This is a genomic window from Myxococcus sp. CA056 (genome assembly GCF_013336715.1).
Classification (GTDB): domain Bacteria; phylum Myxococcota; class Myxococcia; order Myxococcales; family Myxococcaceae; genus Myxococcus; species Myxococcus llanfairpwllgwyngyllgogerychwyrndrobwllllantysiliogogogochensis.
The window spans coordinates 554,845-572,421 of sequence record NZ_JABUMT010000004.1; the positions used below are offsets into that span (position 1 = coordinate 554,845).

Genomic DNA, 17,577 nt, shown 5'->3' on the forward strand with positions numbered 1-17,577 from the left:
GATGTGCGCGGGTGCGCCGCGAGAAGCCCTGTCGCCAGGGCAATCATTCGGGTTCGCAGTGACGCGGGCTCCACCACCTCGAAGCCACCGCCCACCTAAGCCACTCGAAGGACGCATCGCCCTGGTCGCGGGAGCCACGCGGGGCGCGGGCAGGGGCATCGCGACCCGGCTCGGCGAGGCCGGCGCCACCGTGTACTGCACGGGCCGCGGCGTACGCGGCCGTCCCGCCTCTGGCTCCAAGCGCCCGGAGGTCCTCGAGGAGACCGCGGAGCAGGTCACCGCGCTGGGGGGCCACGGTATCGCCGTCCGGTGCGACCACACCGTCACGGAGGAGGTCGCCGCCCTCTGCGCGCGCATCCAGAAGGAGCAGGGGCGGCTCGACATCCTGGTGAATGACATCTGGGGCTGCGACGCCATCTCCGAGCTCGGCGTGCCCTTCTGGAAGCAGTCTCCCGAGCACGCGCGCACCGTGTTGGAGCGCGCCGTGCTCACCCACATCCTCACCAGCCGCCACGCCGTTCCGCTCATGCTTGGGCAGGAGCGGGGCCTCGTCGTCGAAATCACCGACGGAGACCATTTCGGCTACCGCGGCAGCGTCATCTACGACGTCGCGAAGATGAGCGTCATCCGGCTCGCGTTCGCCATGTCGCGAGACTTGCGTCGCACCCGCGTCACCGCGCTCGCCGTGACGCCCGGCTTCCTGCGCTCCGAGGAGATGCTGGAGGGCTTCGGCGTCACCGAGGCGAACTGGCGCGACGGCGCGAAAGTGGAGCCGGACTTCATCGCCTCCGAGTCACCGTCCTACGTCGGCCGCGCCGTCGCCGCGCTCACCCAGGATGCCGAGCACGCCCTGGGGTCGGAAGCCGACCAGTCCCAGGATGTTCATGAAGATCCGCGGTCCCACCGCGCAGTCTCCTGTCGCGGTGCCCTGGCTCGCCAGTATCCCGTTGGTGGAGCCGAACCAGGCGACCATTGCAGGTTGCGCTCTGGCTCGCGACAGGCTCCGTCTCTCAGGGCCTGAACGTGGCGTGCTGCTTCAGCCACTGGGAGGCCCGCTCTGCGTCCGCCTTTCGGTCCACGCCGTTCCAGTAGTCGCGGGCCTGGGTGGCCAGCTCGATGGCGCGCGCCCTGTCTCCGTGGGAGTCCCAGAGCGCGCGTGCCAGCGGGAATTGAACCCGCGCCCTCTCGTTGATCAAGGTCAGCTTCAGGGCGCCCTCGAGGAACGGCACGGCCTCGGCGGGCTTGCCCTCGGCCAGAGAGAGCCGGCCCATCCCCAGCAGGGGCCACAGGCGCCCCAGATCGTCCGGCGCCAGTACCTTGTCCTGAAAGGCCATGGCGCGCGTGAACTTCTCCCGCGCCTCCGCGTGGCGACCCAGCTCCACCAGCGCCTCGCCTTGGTCAGTGAGCGCCCAGGCGACGAGCGGGCTCTCGGGGCCCAGCAGCTTCAGGTTCAGCTCCAGCGCGCGCGCGTAGGCCTCGAGCGCCTCCTCGGCCCTCCCCATGTCGCGGAGCACGTGGCCTCGCGCGCCGATCGAGTCGGCCACGGACGGATGCTCGGAGCCCAGCACCTTCTGCTTCAGCGCCAGGGCGCGCGCCTGGGCCTCGAGCGCCTCCTCGAACCGGCCCATCTCCTGGAGCGTGGTGCCGAGGTCTCTGAGGGACTCGGCCACCCGTGGGTGCTCCGGGCCCAACACCTTCTTCCGCAGCTCCAGCGAGAGGGTATGGGCCTCGAGCGCCTCGTCCACCCGGCCCATGCTCTGGAACAGCAGGCCCAGGTTGTGGAGCGTGGAGGCCACCTCCCAGTGCTCGGGGCCCCACACCTTCTTCCTCAGCGCCAGGGCGTGCTCGAACGCCTGCCGTGCCTGCTCGTGCTTGCCAACGGCCATGAGGATGGTGCCCTCGCTGTTGGAGGCAAAGGCGCGGATGCGGTCATCGTCCGCCAGCTCCACCATGCTCTGCGCCATGGGCACCATCTGCAGCGCGTCGTGCGGCCGCCTCAGGCGGTTGCCCGTCACCCAGACCAGGGAGTTCGAGGCCTGGGCCAGCGTGTAGCTGTCCCTGCCACGGGCCGCCACCTCCATGGACTCGCGCAGGCCCTCCACGGTGGCTCGGTAGTCGCCTGCCCCTTCTCTCATCCATGCCACGAGGTAGAGGGTCTGAGCCTCCAGCGGAGCGTGGCCTGCCGCCTTCACCTGGGGGAGCAGGGAGTCCGCCAGCGCGAGCCCCTCCTGGACGCGGTGGGTATCCAGCAGCACCCGCAAGGAGTCGACCTGCTGCTGGAGCGCCTCCACCTTCCCGCGCACCACCGGGTCCTCGGGCGGCGGCACCGCGGCGGTGAGCGCCTTGGCGTCCTCGCAGTACTCCAGCGGCGGCAGGGCCTGCACCGCCTCCACCGCCTTGCTCACCAGGGGGGTGTCTGGACTCTGGGACAACAGCTCGGTGAGCGCGCGCAGTTGGCCGCGCCTGCGCTCCAGGCAGGACTCCTCCAGCACCAGCAGCCCCGAGTTCTTCGGGCGCCCCTCCTGGCTCGCGCTCAGGCACAGCGCGGTGCGCTGCCTCACCCAGGCTCCCGCATAGGCCTCCAGCCCCTGCACCACCCGCTCGGCGGTGGCCCGAGCGTAGGGTGCCCCCGTGGCGACCAGCCCCTGCTCCAGCCGGGCCCTGACCGCCGCATCCCAGACTCCGCTCAGCCGCAACTCCATGCGACCGCACACCTGCTCCTGCGGGCGAGCCCACACCCACAAGGCCAGCCCCGCCGCCGCCACCGCGCCGACCAGGGCCCAGCGCGAGGGCCTCGCCCGCCGCTTCTTCTCCGGGTCGTCCGCCAGCGCGTGCAGCAGCGCCTTCATGGAGGAGGGACGCTTCGCCGGATCGGTGCTCAGCCCCTGGAGGAGCGTGCGCGCCACCCACGCGGGGACCTGGGAGTCCTCCGGCGGCTCCACCCTGCCCGCGCGCTGAGCCGCGCGCAGTTCCGCCACGGTGTTGCCCTGGAAGGGGAGCTGGCCGTACAGCCCCTCATAGAGGGACACGCAGAAGGCATACAGGTCGCTGCGCGCGTCTCCCCGTTGGCCTCGGAACTGCTCGTCCGCCATGTAGCTCGGCGTCCCCATCCACTGGCTCGAGCGCGTGGTCAGCGGCGCGAGCGCCACGGCCGGCGGCGCGGGGAGGCGTTGCGCGGGGACCTCGCGCGGCTCGTCCACCGAGGCGGACTCGAGCCAGGCCAGGCCGAAGTCCGTCACCCGTGCCCGCCCGTCCTGGCCCACCAGCACATTGTCCGGCTTGAAGTCATGGTGGATGAGGCCCGCTTCGTGGGCGGCGGCCAGCCCCTGTCCTGCTGCCAGGTACTGCGCCAGCACCTCGGCCCACGGGCGCCCCTGCTGCCAACGGCGCAGCGTCTGCCCCTCCACATACTCCATGGCGATGAAGAGCGCGCCGTCCTCCAGGGTGCCCGCGTCGTACACCGCCACCACCTGGGGGTGGCTCAGGCGGGCCATCGCCTGCGCCTCGCGCACGAACCGGGCCTGCTCCTCGTCGCGGCGGCTCTCTCCCGCGCTCCAGGGGCGCAGCAGCTTGAGCGCCACGCGCCGATCCAACCGCGCATCATACACGCTCAGGACCACCCCCATGCTGCCCTGGCCCAGCGTGCCCAGCACCGTATAGCGACCCAGCAGCGTGAAGCCGGGCTCGAGGGGGGGAGCCTTCGTGGGCTCCCCTTCATAGGGCCAGGTGGTGGGCCCCCCGTCTTCGAGCCTGGGCAGCGACTCCCCGTCGCGGGAAGGGACCTCCTCGGCATGCCCGCCGCGAGAGGCCTTCTCCCAATGCTCGTTCCTCATGGCCGCCTCTCCCCGTACATGCTGCACTCTCCAGCCCCGTCGGCGGCGTGGCGCGGATACTACTGTATCCAGGCGCAGGGACCGATGACGCGCGCGGCTGCTCGGGTGGTACCCGTTGTTACCAGGGCGCGACTTTGACACGCGGGAGACCGGTGCCTGGAGCCCGCTTCGCGGGGGCTTACCCACGCGTCCGCCGCGCTCAGGGCCGCTGGAGTGTCGAGGCGCTGGAAACGGGTGTGATCACGCTGAGGGCCCTCCCTGGGCACACGCGTTATCAGTGACAACAATCGTTACCAGGGCTCAGGAAGAAGCCAACCCCAGGATATCAAAGGGCTCTGCGGAGATAGAGCCGTCCCAGCGAGGGTGGCGCGCTGCGTGCACAAGGGCCGCGCGCCGTAACCGTTCACTGGAGAGGCTCACCATGATGAGTGCAGTATCCAAGGCCCTGGCGCTCCTGGCGCTCACTGCGTCCACCTTCGCGTCCGCGCAGGATTACCAAGACACCACGCCGTATGTCGTCGACTCGGCGAAGTACCCGTACACCCTCTATCCGTCCAACACCCAGCTGGACGACAAGACTCCGTGGGAGACGCCGATCCTCCCGTTCAACCCGAGCAGCACCTACACGCCGCCCGAGCAGGACGCCGTCGTCCAGGGCGAGTCGGAGCTGCTCAACGCGCCCGTCTATCTCGACATGAATGACGGCATGAGGCACCTGCAGTACGGCCAGAAAACCATTCCGGAGGCCACCACGCAGAACGTGCCGCTGCCGACGGAGACGGTGCCGACGCAGGACCTGGCCGGGCTGAGCTCCGCGGGGCTGGGGGCGGCGCTCACCGGGCCCATCACCAAGAGCTACCAGCGCACCGAGCTGTTCGGTAACAACATCTTCGGCGCTGGCTACAACGTCAGCGCGGCCATCACCGCGACGCCCGCCACCAGCACCACGGCGAAGAAGCAGGAGGCGCTCACCGAGGGCCGGGTCCACGGCACCGCCTTCAACATCCAGAAGGAGCTGGTGCGCGGTCGCGCCACCGTTTGCGGGCAGCAGGGCGGCTGCAACAGCGGCAGCGCGGCGCTGTACGCCATGAGCGCGATGATCTGGAGCACCAGCCTCTCCGGCAACTTCGCGACGACCCCGATCAACTGGAGCCGGTCCTTCTTCTCCGTGTCCAAGACGTTCATGGTCGGCCCTGTCCCGCTCACCGTGAAGGCCTCGCTGACGGGCGGCGTGACGATGCGCGTGAATGGCCAGGTGAACCCCCTGCTCGCCGCGATCACCGGCACCGTGGGCGGCTTCGCCAACGTGGTGGCCTCCGCGGCGGTGAACGTCGCCATCGCCAGCTTTGGCGTGACCGGCTCCCTGCAGCTGATCAACGCCACGGTGGCGCCCCTGGCCAGCCTCGACTGGGGCCTCTGCATGGCTTCATGGCAGCTCAAGGCGCCCCTCAACCTGAACGCGCTCTCGGGCACGCTGACGGGGTTCGTGAAGATCAAGCTCCTGTTCTTCAAGAAGACCTGGAACGTCACCATCGCGAACTGGTCCGGCATCGTGAGGAACGTCGTCCTGTACAACGCCTCCGGCTCCATCTCGGCCTCGGGCTGCTAGCCAGGCTGACCCTGCCACCGCGCGGCCGCGTCCCGGAGGCGCTGGCCGCGCGCGGGGCGGGATGACCGGGCGCTGGCTCCTCGACTGAGAAATCGGCCGAGGAGACCGGGCCCACCCCTCCAACCAGAACTGAAGCGGCCAAGGCCGCTGACTCGGGAGTTTCCCATGCGGAAGTCGGTGAACGTGGGCGGCAAGCCCTTCAGCAAGGTCCTCGGGGTGGGGCTCCCCCTCCTCCTCGTGAGCCTGCTGGGGCTCTGGGGGTGGGCATCCCGGTCCGTCGCGGTGGCCCCCTCGGAGACGTCGCGGTCCCCCCAGGCCGCTCCCGCGGTGGCGGGCCTGTCGACGCAGCCCCAGGGCGTGTCTCACAGGCCCTTGGCGGGGACGCGGGCGTGGATCCCCGGGGCGCTCTACCGCTACGCCCTGAACGCCGCGCAGAAGATCTCCTTCCGCCCCACCCAGCCTGGCGCGCAGGTGCTGCCCGGCATGAGGTTCATCCTCCGGGGCGAGTGGACCGTGGGGGTCGTCTCCGCGGAGGCCGAGCGCGTCGACGCGCGGGTGAGCCTGCAGCTCTCCTCGCTGACGGTGGAGGTCGGCGACAATGGCCCTGTCGCCCCCGACGTCCAGCAAAACCTCGCCACGGCGTTGCAGCTCCCCTTCTTCCTCACGCACGACACGAGCGGTCGGGTGACGCTCACGCACTTCGAGCAGGCGGCCGACCCGCTCGTGCGAGGCATCCTCCGGTCCATCGTGGCGAGCTCCCAGTTCGTCGTGGTCGGAGCGCCGGGCGCCACCTGGAGGGCGGAGGAGTTCGACACCACGGGGCGGTACAGCGCCGGGTACCAACGCCTGGAGCCGGACCGCTTCGAAAAGCGCAAGCTGTCCTACTCCCACGTGGCTTTCCCGCAGGGGCTCGAGCCGCTGGGCGAGCAGGTCCGCATCGACGTGAGCGCCCGAAGCACCTTCGCGCTGGAGCAGGACCTCTGGACGAGCTCGCTCGATGCCCAGGAGCGGGTGGAGGTGGAGGCGGGCCAGACCATGTCCCCCACCACCTATGAGTCCTCTCTGAGCCTGAGCCTGCTGGAGCGCCGCGTGGACCCGACGTTGATTGGCGCATTCGTGGCGCGCCGGGCCTCGCTGAGCTCCGCCGCCATGTCCGCCTTCCAGGGCATGGAGCAGGACCCGATGGACCAGTACCGCCAGGTGCTGGGCGGCAAGGACTTCGACACGCTGATCAAGGAACTGCGTGCGCTCCCGGAGGAGCCCACGGCTCGTGACGAGGTGCGCTCCATTGCCCTGGAGCGGCTGCGCGCGCTCTTCATGCTCCACCCCTCCGAGGCCGCGAAGGTCCCCGTCATCATCCGCGCGGGCATGGCTCCGCTCGCGGCCAGCCCCATGCTCGGCGCGCTCTCCGCGGCCAGCACCCGCGAGGCCATTCAGGCCCTGGCGGAGGTCACGGGTGATCGCTCCATCCCCCATGACATCCGCATGGACTCGGTGGCCGCGCTGGGCGTGGCGAAGGATCCCACGGCTGAGGGCCTCGAGGCCCTTCGCGGCGTGGCGGGCGAAGAGGACGGGATGCTGCGCGACACGGCCAGCCTGGCGCTCGGCAACGCCGCGGCCCAGCTGACCGACACCGACCCCAAGGGCGCGGAGGACCTGGTCGGCGAGCTCACCCGTGGCTATCGCTCCGCCTCCACCGCGGAGGCGCGGGTGGGGGCGCTCAACAGCCTGGGCAACACCCGCTCGCCGAGCGCGCTCGCCACGCTGGAGGACGCGCTCCAATCGCAGGATCCCCGGGTGCGCCAGGCCGCGCTCAATGCGCTGCGCATCATCGAGGACCCTCGCGCCGACCAGCTCCTCGCCATGCATCTTCTCAAGGATCCGGCCCCGGAGGTCCGCCAGGCCGCCGTCTTCGCCAGCAACTTCCGGCCCCTGGCGCCCCTGCTGCCCGCCCTGGCGCAGGCGCTGCGCATGGATCCCGCGGACGGGGTGAGGAGCGAGGTGATCCACCTGCTGGGTGACCAGCGTGCCCTGGTGCCTGAGGCCCTGCCCTTGTTGGCCTGGGCCAGCCAACACGACGCGAACCCGGACCTCCGGCAGGCGGCCGCGGTCTTCGTCAACACGCCCACGACGCGCAGCTCCTCTCCGTAACGAACACTCACCGGCTTTCCGCGCCGCATGGCGCGGCATGAACAAGCAAGGACATTCCGATGTCGCGAAAGATCTGCGGGGCCATGGCCCTGGTGGTGGTGACGATGGTGTTGCCAGCACAGGTGCGGGCGCAACCTCTGCTGCTGGGCCGATGCACCGTCGACAACCTGTCGACGAGTGACATGGCGAAGCTGCGAGTCGAGTGGGCTCGCAAGTGCGCGCTGAACCAGAACGTCGGGCATCCGGGGGCCGCGTTCAACACGGGCCTGAGCTCCGCGAGTGGTGGGACGCTGAAGGACTATCTGGAGTCGGACCTGGAGCGGAACTCGATGGGAGAGGGCTCGTTCGCGGGCTCGAACTTCCAGGTGAATAACGCGGCCATGTTCGCGCTCTATAACTCGGGCCCCACCTACCAGGCGTTGGACACCGACGGTTACCAGCAGTGGTCACGCGACTCGTGGCGGAGGAAGGGACGCCCGCTCTACCCCACCTTCGGCACGACGCCCGACATCGCCGATGGGGACAACCTCCAGCTCTTCCCTCACAAGGAGCTGGCGAACTGCAGGCTCTACTTCGACAAGGAGAGCACCCAGCCGGCCTTCACCGCTTTCTATGTGAACGGCTACTGCGAGTCGGCCTGCTACACCGCCGAGCAGAAGATCCTCTTCGCCGACGGCGACCTCCCCATCCGTGAGGCGATGGAGGCGCTGCGTGAGGATTTGATCACGCTGACGCCGGACTCCACGTTCGATGATCTCCGGCTCCAGCCGAACCTCACCTACAGCTACACGCGAGAGCTCCGGGACGCGGAGCACACGCTCTCTGTCATCACCGCCCGGTCTGGCGGTCAGCTCCGCCTCACCCTCGAGCACCCGGTCATCACCGGCGAGGGCCGCATTGTGCAGGCGCAGACCCTCAAGGTGGGCGACGCGCTGGTGAAGGCCGATGGCACCCTGGATCCCATCGCGGACATCCAGAAGGCCACCTTCTTCGGCAAGGTCTACAACCTCGCGCCGGTGACGACAGATCGGGTGTCCAACATCCTCGTGGCCCAGGGCTACCTGGTGGGCTCCGTGCGGTTCCAGAACGACGAGGTGGGCTACCTCAACCGCATCATCCTCTACCGGAGCATTCCCGCCGACGTGCTCCCCCAGGTGGAGAGCCCATGAAGCGCCCTCTCTACCTGCTCGTCATCGCAGGGCTCGCGGGGCTGGTGCTCATCGCCTCGGCGCTCGACGGCGCGGAGGACGCTGCCCCCGTGACGGCGGCTTTGGCGCAGGTCTCTCCCGCACCGACCTCGCTGGCTCATGACACGGCGCCGGAGCCCACCCCCGCGCCTCGCCCGTCCCCCATGTCCGCGGCACCGGCGGCAGCCTCGGGGGGCGACGGGGAGCCCGGCGAGTTCACCACCACCACCGACCGGGTCAAGGCGGAGATCTTCAAGATGGAGCCGGAGCTGGCTCGGTTCGACTCCTTCCGTGAGCATGTCCTCCTCGATTCCAACGGCCGCGAGGACTACGAGGCGCTGCTCGCCGACACGCGGATGCATGAGCAGCTGCGCCGGGCGCTGAGCACCTCGACGGAGGCCGAGGAGACGCTGGAGTCCAGCTTCAAGCGCCTGATGCGGATCGACTACCTGCGCGAGGCGCTGGCCTGGAGGCAGAACCCGGCGCGCGCGCAGCTGGTGTCCACGGTCGAGCGCATCATCCTGAAGGACTCGTTCACCGCGGAGCTGTCGCCGGACGCCAGGCGCTCGATGGCCGCGACCCGGATGGAGCTCTTCGAAATCTTCGCGGACCAAGAGCCCGCGAGAGCGGGTGCCCTGGTCGAGGCCGCGAAGGGGACGCCGCTCGAGAAGCTGGTGCAGCACTTCGCCGCGCGCAACCAGCGTCGTCGGGTGAAGGAGCGGGAGCTGAGCGTCCAAGCACAGGCGCGCCGTGGCGCGACGCCCTGATGGGCCGCGCCACCCACTCATCGGTTGAAAGGGAGAGCAGATGCGAAGCGTGAAGAGCTTGAGCAGGTTTATCACCCTGGGCCTCGTCCTGGCCTCGGTGGGGGTGCTCGCCGCGCCGCCCCGGAAGTCAGGGCCGGGCCGGTTGATGCGGGCCGACAACCCCGTGACGGGCGAGTACCTGGTGGTGCTGAAGGAGAAGCCCGGGCGCGGTCTGTCGAGCATGGCGGCGAAGGCGGGCGCGCTGGCCAGGCAGTACGGTGCGCGCGTCCTCACCACCCACGAGACCGCCTTTCGTGGCTTCCTCGTCTCCGCCAGCGAGGAGCAGGCCCAGGCGCTCGCCGAGGCTCCTCAGGTGGACTACGTCCTGGAGAATGGCATCGTCCAGCCCTCGGGCGTCCAGAGCCCCGCGGACTGGAACCTGGATCGGATCGACCAGGAAACCCTCCCGCTGGACAACAGCTACCTGGCCGAGGACGCGACGGGCGTCAACGTCTACATCATCGACTCGGGCATCCGGGCGTCACACCTGGAGTTCGAGGGGCGCGCCCAGGTCGAGTTCAACGCTGTCCCCGACCAGACCGGGGATGACGTCACCGGGCATGGCACCGCCGTCGCGGGGATCATCGGCGGCAAGACACATGGCGTCGCCAAGAAGGTCAACCTTCTCGCGGTGAAGGCGTTCAACGAGTTCGGGACGACCGTGGATCGCCTGGTGACGGCGCTGGAGTGGGTGGCGAACAACGCCGACACGCCGGCCATCGTCAACCTGAGCTTCACCGCCGCGAGCGAGATTCCGGCCATCGATGCCGCCGTGGATGTCGTCGCGATGAACCCCGGGCTCGTCGTGGTGATCGCGGCGGGCAACGCGAACATCGACGCCTGCGGCTGTTCGCCGGCCCGCCTCCAGCCGGATGCGGTCCACCCCTTCCGGACGCGCATCATCACGGTGGGCGCGATCGACGAGAGCCAGACGCGCTGGGTGGGCGTCACCAACGCGTCCAACAAGGGAGGGTGTCTGGACCTCTGGGCTCCGGGCGCGAACCTCCGCTCCGTGAGCTCGACCAGTGACACAGACTCGACCTTCTTCCCGCTCGAGGGGACCTCCTTCGCCGCGCCACACGTGAGCGGCGCGGCGGCCATCCTGCTGGCCAACGGCGTCGCTCCCGCCGACATCCCCGCGCGACTCATCAACGACGCGAGCGTGGGGCAGGTGGAGCTGGACTTCGGTGACACGAGTTCACCCAACCTGCTGTTGTACAAGCGCCCTCACGCCACGCCCCTTGTCAACGGCGCGGGCGTGAGCGTGTCCGACGTCACGGGCGGCCGGCAGAACTTCAAGCTGGACGTCCCCGCGGGCCGGCCCTCGGTGACGTTCTCCATCTCCGGGGGCACCGGGGACGCGGACCTCTACATCCGCCACGGCAGGTTCCCGGAGCTGCACGCCTACCAGTGCCGTCCGCTGCGCAAGGGCAACAACGAGACCTGCGTGGTGAACAACCCCGCGGCGGGCACCTGGCTCATCCAACTGGGAGCCTTCTCCACCTACACCACCACCTTGAAGGGCCAATACTGATGAGGACACAAGCGATGAAGCGCTGGAACGTGTTGTGGACGTCGACCCTTGCGCTCGTGGCGGCGTGTGGTGTGCCCGCCGGCGAGGACGTGAGCGCGTCGGATGTGACGCTGGCCACCCAGGAGTCGGCGCTGTGCGTGGGAGTGAGCTTCGACTCGCTCGAGGTGGAGGGGGTGAGTTCCTTCGCGGGAGAGCTGGCGGGCGCAGGCTCCTGGGTGGTGGGCAACGGCGCCAACGCGGTGTACCTGGAGTACTCCGTGGACGGCGCGGACCACGGCTTCGATGAGCGCGTAGGAGAGCAGGGGGAGTGGTTCTTCAGCGAGGCCGCGGCCGGACTCGGCTGTGGGGTGCATTCCTTCGTGGTGAAGGCCTCCCCCATGATCATCGACAGCAATGGCAACCGCGCCAAATGCGGCATCTCTCGGGAGGTGCTCCGCAACTTCGTCCAGTTCTGCCCGAGCGTGAACCCGGGCGGCTACCACACGCTGGAGGTGAAGTCGGGCGGCAACGTGTGGGCCTGGGGCTACAACTCCTATGGCCAGCTGGGCAATGGGCAGAGGACCCAGCGTCACGCGCCGACGCGGGTGAGGGGCCTGCGCCATGTCGTCTCCACTTCGGCCGGAGCCGAGCACTCGGTGGCGGTGAAAGAGGACGGGAGCGTGTGGACGTGGGGCTCCAACGCCTACGGCCAGCTCGGAGACGGCACCACCACGATGCGCACGGTGCCTGTGCAGGTGCCGGAGCTGACCGACGTCGTCGCGGTGGCGGCCGCTGGCTCGCGGACGGTGGCGCTGAAGGCGGATGGGACCGTGTGGACCTGGGGAATCAACTCATCAGGAGAGCTCGGGAATGGGACCACCACCAACAGCTTGCTCCCCATCCAGGTGCCCAACCTCAGTGGTGTCACCAGCATCGCCGCGGGCTTGTGGCACACGTTGGCGGTGAAGAAGGACGGAAGCGCCTGGAGCTGGGGGAGCAACGCCTACGGACAGCTCGGGGACGGGACCACCCTCAACAGGTCGAGGCCCGTGCTGGTGGCGAGCCTCACCGGCGTCCGCGCGCTCTCCGGAGGCATCGTCCACACGGTCGCCCTGAAGTGGGACGGCACGGCGTGGGGCTGGGGCTACAACAGCGCGGGTCAGCTGGGCAACGGGACGACCACCAACAGCTCCATCCCGGTGCAGGTGGCGGTGCTCACCCAAGCCGTCGAGATCGACGCGGGCGGTTATCACACCCTGGCCAAGCGGCAGGATGGCACCTTGTATGCCTGGGGCGACAACTTCTACGGCGCGCTGGGCACCGGGAACACCCTCAGCAGCTCCGTGCCAGTGCAGGTCCCGCTCGTGGGGGTGCGCTCGTTCGGCGCGGGCTATTACTCCTCCGTGGCCGAGCGGAAGAAGGTGAACATGTCCCAGGTGCACACCCTGTTTGCCTGGGGCTACAACACCAACGGCGAACTCGGTGATGGGACCACCACCCAGCGCTCCTCCCCCGCGGCCGTCGTGGTCAGCGGAATCGTGAAGACCGCTGGCGGCAATGCTCACTCGGTGGCCCTGGGGGCCGGTGGGACGGTATGGAGCTGGGGCTACAATGCCTATGGCCAGCTGGGCAACGGGACGACCACCCAGGTCGTCACGCCCACGCAGCTCCCGGGCCTGAGCGGCGTCATCGACGTGGAGGCGGGGGTCAACCACACGGTGGCGCTGAGCGAGGACGGCACCGTGGCCACATGGGGTTACAACTCCTATGGCCAGCTCGGCAACGGGACGAACGCCAACCAGCTCACACCGCAGTCCGTGCCGGAGCTGGACGGCGTCACCGCCATCGCCGCGGGCTCCACGCACACGGTGGCGCTGAAGGCGGACGGCACCGTGTGGGCCTGGGGCTCCAACCTCTACGGCCAGCTCGGAGACGGGACCTTCACCCATCGCTCCTCGCCGGTGCAGGTGCCGTCCCTCGAGAATGTCGTCTCCATCGCCGCGGGCTACTTCCACACGGTGGCGGTGAAGGCGGATGGCACCCTTTGGGTCTGGGGCTACGGCCCCCTAGGGCAGTTGGGCCTCGGGACGACCACCAACCATTCCGTGCCGGTGCAAGTCCCCGGACTCGGTCATGCCATCGCCATCGCCGCGGGCGGCTACCACACGGTGGCGCTGCTGACGAGCGGCCAGGTGTGGACCTGGGGTTACAACGCCTCCGGCCAGCTCGGCGATGCGACGACCACCCAGCGCTACTCGCCGGTGCAGGTCCCCGGCCTCACCAATGTCATCGCGCTCACCGCGGGGGGGTACTTCACGGCGGTGTTGAAGCGGGACGGCACGGTGTGGGCCTTTGGCTACAACCCCAACGGCCAGCTCGGAGATGGGTCGACGACCTCGCGCAGCACCCCCACCGTGACGCTCCTGAACTCCGTCGTGGACCTCTCCTCGGGCGACAACCACATGATGGGGCTGCGCAAGGACGCCTTCGTCCGGGCCTGCGGCTACAACAGCGCCGGCCAGCTCGGCGACGGGACGACCACCCAGCGCCCGACGCCGGTGCAGGTGACGAACCTCCCAGGTGATGGGAGCATCACCTTCCCCGGGGGAGGTGGCGTCGGCATGGGCATTCGCTGAGGCTCCGACGGAGGCGCTCCTGGCTTGCCGCGCCGTCGAGCGAGCCAGGAGACGACCCTCGTAAAACTGGGATTTCAGCTTGGAGGATGTTTTCTTGGGTCGGCTCCGGGTGGTAGCGTCCCTTACTACCAGTGGTTCCGGCCCCGCATGACAAGAGCCCGTCGTCGATGATGAGCACGACCCCCGATCCGGAGGTCCTGCTGCCCATGCTTCGACGGAAGCTCGTCATCCTGTCGGGGAGCGACGCGGGCCGCAGCTTCTCGCTCCAGGTCCGGAGCTACCGGCTGGGGACGGAACCGGCGTGTGACATCGTCCTGAACGACCGGACCGTCTCCCGGCAGCACTTGTCTCTGGAGGTGAGAGAGGATCGGGTGCTGGCGCGGGACCTGGGGTCTCGCAACGGCTCGTTCTGCGAGCGCATGCGCTTCCGGGAGCTGGAGCTGCGCATGGGCGCCATCGTCAGGCTGGGCGCCACCGAGCTGAAGGTCGTCCCCGAGGAGGTGCGCGAGCACATCATCCCGCTCTCGTCGAACACCCGGTTCGGGGGGCTGGTGGGGGGCAGCCGGAGGATGCGCGAGGTCTTCACGCTGCTGCAGCGGCTGGCGGCGGGGGACGCGGACGTCCTCATCCAGGGCGAGACGGGGACGGGCAAGGAGCTGTGCGCGGCGGGCATCCACGCGGCCAGCCCGCGCAGCCGGGGGCCGTTCAGCATCGTGGATGTCGCGGGCATCACCCCGTCGCTGGTGGAGTCCGAGCTCTTCGGCCACGTGAAGGGAGCGTTCACCGGAGCCCACTCGGATCGGCCTGGGGCCTTCGAGCAGGCGGATGGAGGCACCGTCTTCCTGGACGAGGTGGGGGAGCTGCCGCTGGAGTTCCAGCCGCGCCTGCTGCGAGTGCTGGAGGGGCGCCAGGTGAAGCGGGTGGGCGCCAACGAGTACCGCACCTTGAACGTGCGGGTGGTGGCGGCGACGCACAGGAATCTGGAGGCGGACGTCAAGGAGGGCCGGTTCCGCGAGGATCTGTTCCACCGGCTCGCGGTGCTGCGGGTGACGCTGCCGCCGCTGCGCGAGCACCCCGAGGACATCCCGCTGCTGGTGGACACGATGCTGGAGCGGCTGGGCCGGCCGCCCAGCGCGCTGTCCGAGCAGACGCGGGCCTTGCTGGAGCAGTACCCGTGGCCCGGCAACGTGCGCGAGCTGCGCAACGTGGTCCAGCGCGTGGTGAACCTGGGAGAGCACGCGCTGCCGGAGATGTCTGCCTCGGAGCGGGCGCGCTTCACCAGCGCCGAGCTGGAGATGCCCTTCAAGGAGGCCAAGGAGCGCCTCATCGATGGCTTCGAGCGCGACTACCTCAAGAATCTGCTGGAGCGCTGCGGGGGCAACATCTCACGGGCCTCACGTGAAGCGGGCCTCGCGCGGCTCTATGTGCGCAAGCTGCTCAAGAAGTACGGGCTGCACGCGAGCAAGGATTCGGCGTGACGCAGGGAGCGCTGCGCGTCTGTTGGGCTTGATCCCGCGCCGAGTCCAGATGCTCGCGCTGTGCGTCGACCACGGAGGCCGCGCGGGCATCCTGGATGTTTCCCTGGGAGCGAAGTCCGAAGTAGCTCCCGAGCCCTCCCTCCGCGAGTCCCGCCCCCCGCGAGGACCATCGAGATGGGGCGGAGCCGAGACCTCGGTCCGGTCGCGGGCTCCACGCGCAACCCCGCTGCCTCATCAGCGGCATGGTCTGGCACCAGGGCCAGCTCGGTCCTCGTAGAGCCGGGCCGCGTCGCGCAGTCGCCCCTGAAAGGCATCGGACGCGGTGGCAATCCGCGTCGCCCGCGAACCGACGGGCTGCGCCAGGGCTTCCCCCGCGAGGGTCAGTGTGAGGCTCATCCGTGGGATGACCCTGATGAGTCTCGGGATTGCGGACTGATTCATGCCTGGCTGCGTTGGCATGGCTTCCAGTGAGAGGACCGGGTCGACGCAAGGCCTTACGTGGGCCGCGGACGAGGTATCGCATTCGCGTCTGTCGATGTGCGCGGGTGCGCCGCGAGAATCCCCGTTGCCAGGGCAATCATTCGGGTTCGCAGCGGCACGGGCTCCACCACCTCGAAGCCACTGCCCACCTCACAGAGCTGGCCCAGCGCGATGGTCTCCCGCTCGAAGTCCACGATGACAGTCTTTCGCCCGTCCTCCATCTGCCCCGCATCGAACCGTGGCGCCTCCGCGGGCGGACGAATCCGCCGCAAGGTCGCCTCCGCGTCCGTCGTCAGCCGCAGCGTCACCTCGTACCGCGCACCTTTTTCCGCGAAGCGCGCGCACCATTCGCGCCAGAACGCGGGCAAGTCGAAGCGCGCGGGCCGCTCGAAGGACTCCCCGCGCTGTCGGACACCTTCGATTCGCGAGCCCCGGTACACACGCGGGCCCTTCTCCGTCCCGGCGACCAGGTACCAGCGGTCCGCCTTGAGCACGAGCGCATACGGGTCCACCGCGCGCCGGCTCTGCTTCCCATCGAAGTCCCGGTACGTCAGCGACACCTTCCGGTTCTGCCACGCCGCCTCGCGCAGCACCTCCAGGTGGGGCACCGACTCGCGCTCCTTGAACCAGCCGGAGGCATCCACGTGCAGCCGTTGCCGTGCGTACTCCATCGCGGGCTGCTGCAACACGGGCAGCGCCGCCGCCAGCTTCACCAACCCGCTGCTCAGCGGCGCGGACAGGCCCAGGTCGCTCAGTCCCCCTGGCGTGGCGCTCATCGCCGCCAGCGCCTGCAGCTCCGTGCGCGTCAGCCCCGTGAGCTGCGTCTTCCACCCATCGAGCAGCGCGACGCCTCCCGCGGACCCGCGCGTCGCGTACACCGGCACGCCCGAAGCAGACAGCGCGTCGAGGTCCCGGTGGATGGTGCGCTCGGAGACCTGGAGTTCGCGCGCGAGCTCTCCCGCCGTCCGCTTCGGACGGGTCTGCAACAACATCATCAGGCTGACGAGTCGGTCGGCACGCATGTCGGAAATCCCACCGCGCACTGTACGCGGGCCATCATGACAGGGGATGTCATGATTGCCTCCGTAAGGTGTTCCCATCACCGGCCATCCGCACCCCACCTCCGCCGGTCCGAGGAGAGACACCATGAAGAAGCCACTCGAAGGACGCATCGCCCTGGTCGCGGGAGCCACGCGGGGCGCGGGCAGGGGCATCGCGACCCGGCTCGGCGAGGCCGGCGCCACCGTGTACTGCACGGGCCGCAGCGTGCGCGGCCGTCCCGCCTCTGGCTCGAAGCGCCCGGAGGTCCTCGAGGAGACCGCGGAGCAGGTCACCGCGCTGGGGGGCCACGGCATCGCCGTGCGGTGCGACCACACCGTCACGGAGGAGGTCGCCGCCCTCTGCGCGCGCATCCAGAAGGAGCAGGGGCGGCTCGACATCCTGGTGAATGACATCTGGGGCTGCGACGCCATCTCCGAGCTCGGCGTGCCCTTCTGGAAGCAGTCTCCCGAGCACGCGCGCACCGTGTTGGAGCGCGCCGTGCTCACCCACATCCTCACCAGCCGCCACGCCGTTCCGCTCATGCTTGGGCAGGAGCGGGGCCTCGTCGTCGAAATCACCGACGGAGACCATTTCGGCTACCGCGGCAGCGTCATCTACGACGTCGCGAAGATGAGCGTCATCCGGCTCGCGTTCGCCATGTCGCGAGACTTGCGTCGCACCCGCGTCACCGCGCTCGCCGTGACGCCCGGCTTCCTGCGCTCCGAGGAGATGCTGGAGGGCTTCGGCGTCACCGAGGCGAACTGGCGCGACGGCGCGAAAGTGGAGCCGGACTTCATCGCCTCCGAGTCACCGTCCTACGTCGGCCGCGCCGTCGCCGCGCTC

The 17,577-nt window shown here is 69.4% G+C and carries 11 protein-coding genes; 9 read left to right on the forward strand and 2 right to left on the reverse strand.

Annotated elements, in window-relative coordinates; all coding sequences use genetic code 11:
* The first annotated feature begins 58 nt into the window (after positions 1-58).
* Positions 59-1,021 carry an SDR family oxidoreductase gene (locus HUA76_RS20655; RefSeq protein ID WP_371823503.1) on the forward strand — a complete coding sequence of 321 codons (963 nt, stop codon included), beginning with the start codon at positions 59-61 and terminating at the stop codon, positions 1,019-1,021.
* Here HUA76_RS20655 and HUA76_RS20660 read toward each other — a convergent pair.
* A complete protein-coding gene (locus HUA76_RS20660) occupies positions 1,011-3,833 on the reverse strand; it encodes a serine/threonine-protein kinase (protein ID WP_174461853.1) in 2,823 nt (940 codons plus the stop codon). The two genes, HUA76_RS20655 and HUA76_RS20660, sit on opposite strands and share 11 nt — an antisense overlap.
* A 421-nt stretch (positions 3,834-4,254) precedes the next feature.
* Here HUA76_RS20660 and HUA76_RS20665 point away from each other — a divergent pair, with 421 nt between their 5' ends.
* The 7 genes from HUA76_RS20665 to HUA76_RS20695 all read left to right on the forward strand — a co-directional run bounded on the left by HUA76_RS20665 (position 4,255) and on the right by HUA76_RS20695 (position 15,213).
* On the forward strand, positions 4,255-5,442 hold the full coding sequence (locus tag HUA76_RS20665) for a hypothetical protein (protein WP_174461854.1): 1,188 nt from the start codon (positions 4,255-4,257) through the stop codon (positions 5,440-5,442).
* 165 nt (positions 5,443-5,607) lie between these two features.
* Positions 5,608-7,593 carry a HEAT repeat domain-containing protein gene (locus HUA76_RS20670; RefSeq protein ID WP_174461855.1) on the forward strand — a complete coding sequence of 662 codons (1,986 nt, stop codon included), beginning with the start codon at positions 5,608-5,610 and terminating at the stop codon, positions 7,591-7,593.
* Between the two features lie 59 nt (positions 7,594-7,652).
* On the forward strand, positions 7,653-8,762 hold the full coding sequence (locus HUA76_RS20675; protein ID WP_174461856.1) for a Hint domain-containing protein: 1,110 nt from the start codon (positions 7,653-7,655) through the stop codon (positions 8,760-8,762).
* A complete protein-coding gene (locus HUA76_RS20680) occupies positions 8,759-9,547 on the forward strand; it encodes a hypothetical protein (protein WP_174461857.1) in 789 nt (262 codons plus the stop codon). The genes HUA76_RS20675 and HUA76_RS20680 overlap by 4 nt, the downstream gene beginning before the upstream one ends.
* A gap of 40 nt (positions 9,548-9,587) precedes the next feature.
* On the forward strand, positions 9,588-11,120 hold the full coding sequence (locus HUA76_RS20685; protein ID WP_174461858.1) for a S8 family serine peptidase: 1,533 nt from the start codon (positions 9,588-9,590) through the stop codon (positions 11,118-11,120).
* Positions 11,121-11,134: 14 nt separating this feature from the next.
* Positions 11,135-13,735 carry an RCC1 domain-containing protein gene (locus tag HUA76_RS20690; RefSeq protein WP_174461859.1) on the forward strand — a complete coding sequence of 867 codons (2,601 nt, stop codon included), beginning with the start codon at positions 11,135-11,137 and terminating at the stop codon, positions 13,733-13,735.
* Positions 13,736-13,905: 170 nt separating this feature from the next.
* Positions 13,906-15,213: a sigma 54-interacting transcriptional regulator gene (locus HUA76_RS20695; RefSeq protein WP_174462010.1), complete on the forward strand. Its 1,308-nt coding sequence runs from the start codon at positions 13,906-13,908 to the stop codon at positions 15,211-15,213.
* Between the two features lie 494 nt (positions 15,214-15,707).
* Here HUA76_RS20695 and HUA76_RS20700 read toward each other — a convergent pair whose 3' ends face one another.
* Positions 15,708-16,715 (reverse strand): YafY family protein, encoded by a 1,008-nt coding sequence (locus tag HUA76_RS20700; protein WP_174461860.1) that lies wholly within the window; start codon positions 16,713-16,715, stop codon positions 15,708-15,710.
* 124 nt (positions 16,716-16,839) lie between these two features.
* Here HUA76_RS20700 and HUA76_RS20705 point away from each other — a divergent pair.
* Positions 16,840-17,577: SDR family oxidoreductase (locus HUA76_RS20705; RefSeq protein ID WP_174461861.1), on the forward strand; the 738-nt coding region annotated here is incomplete at its 3' end.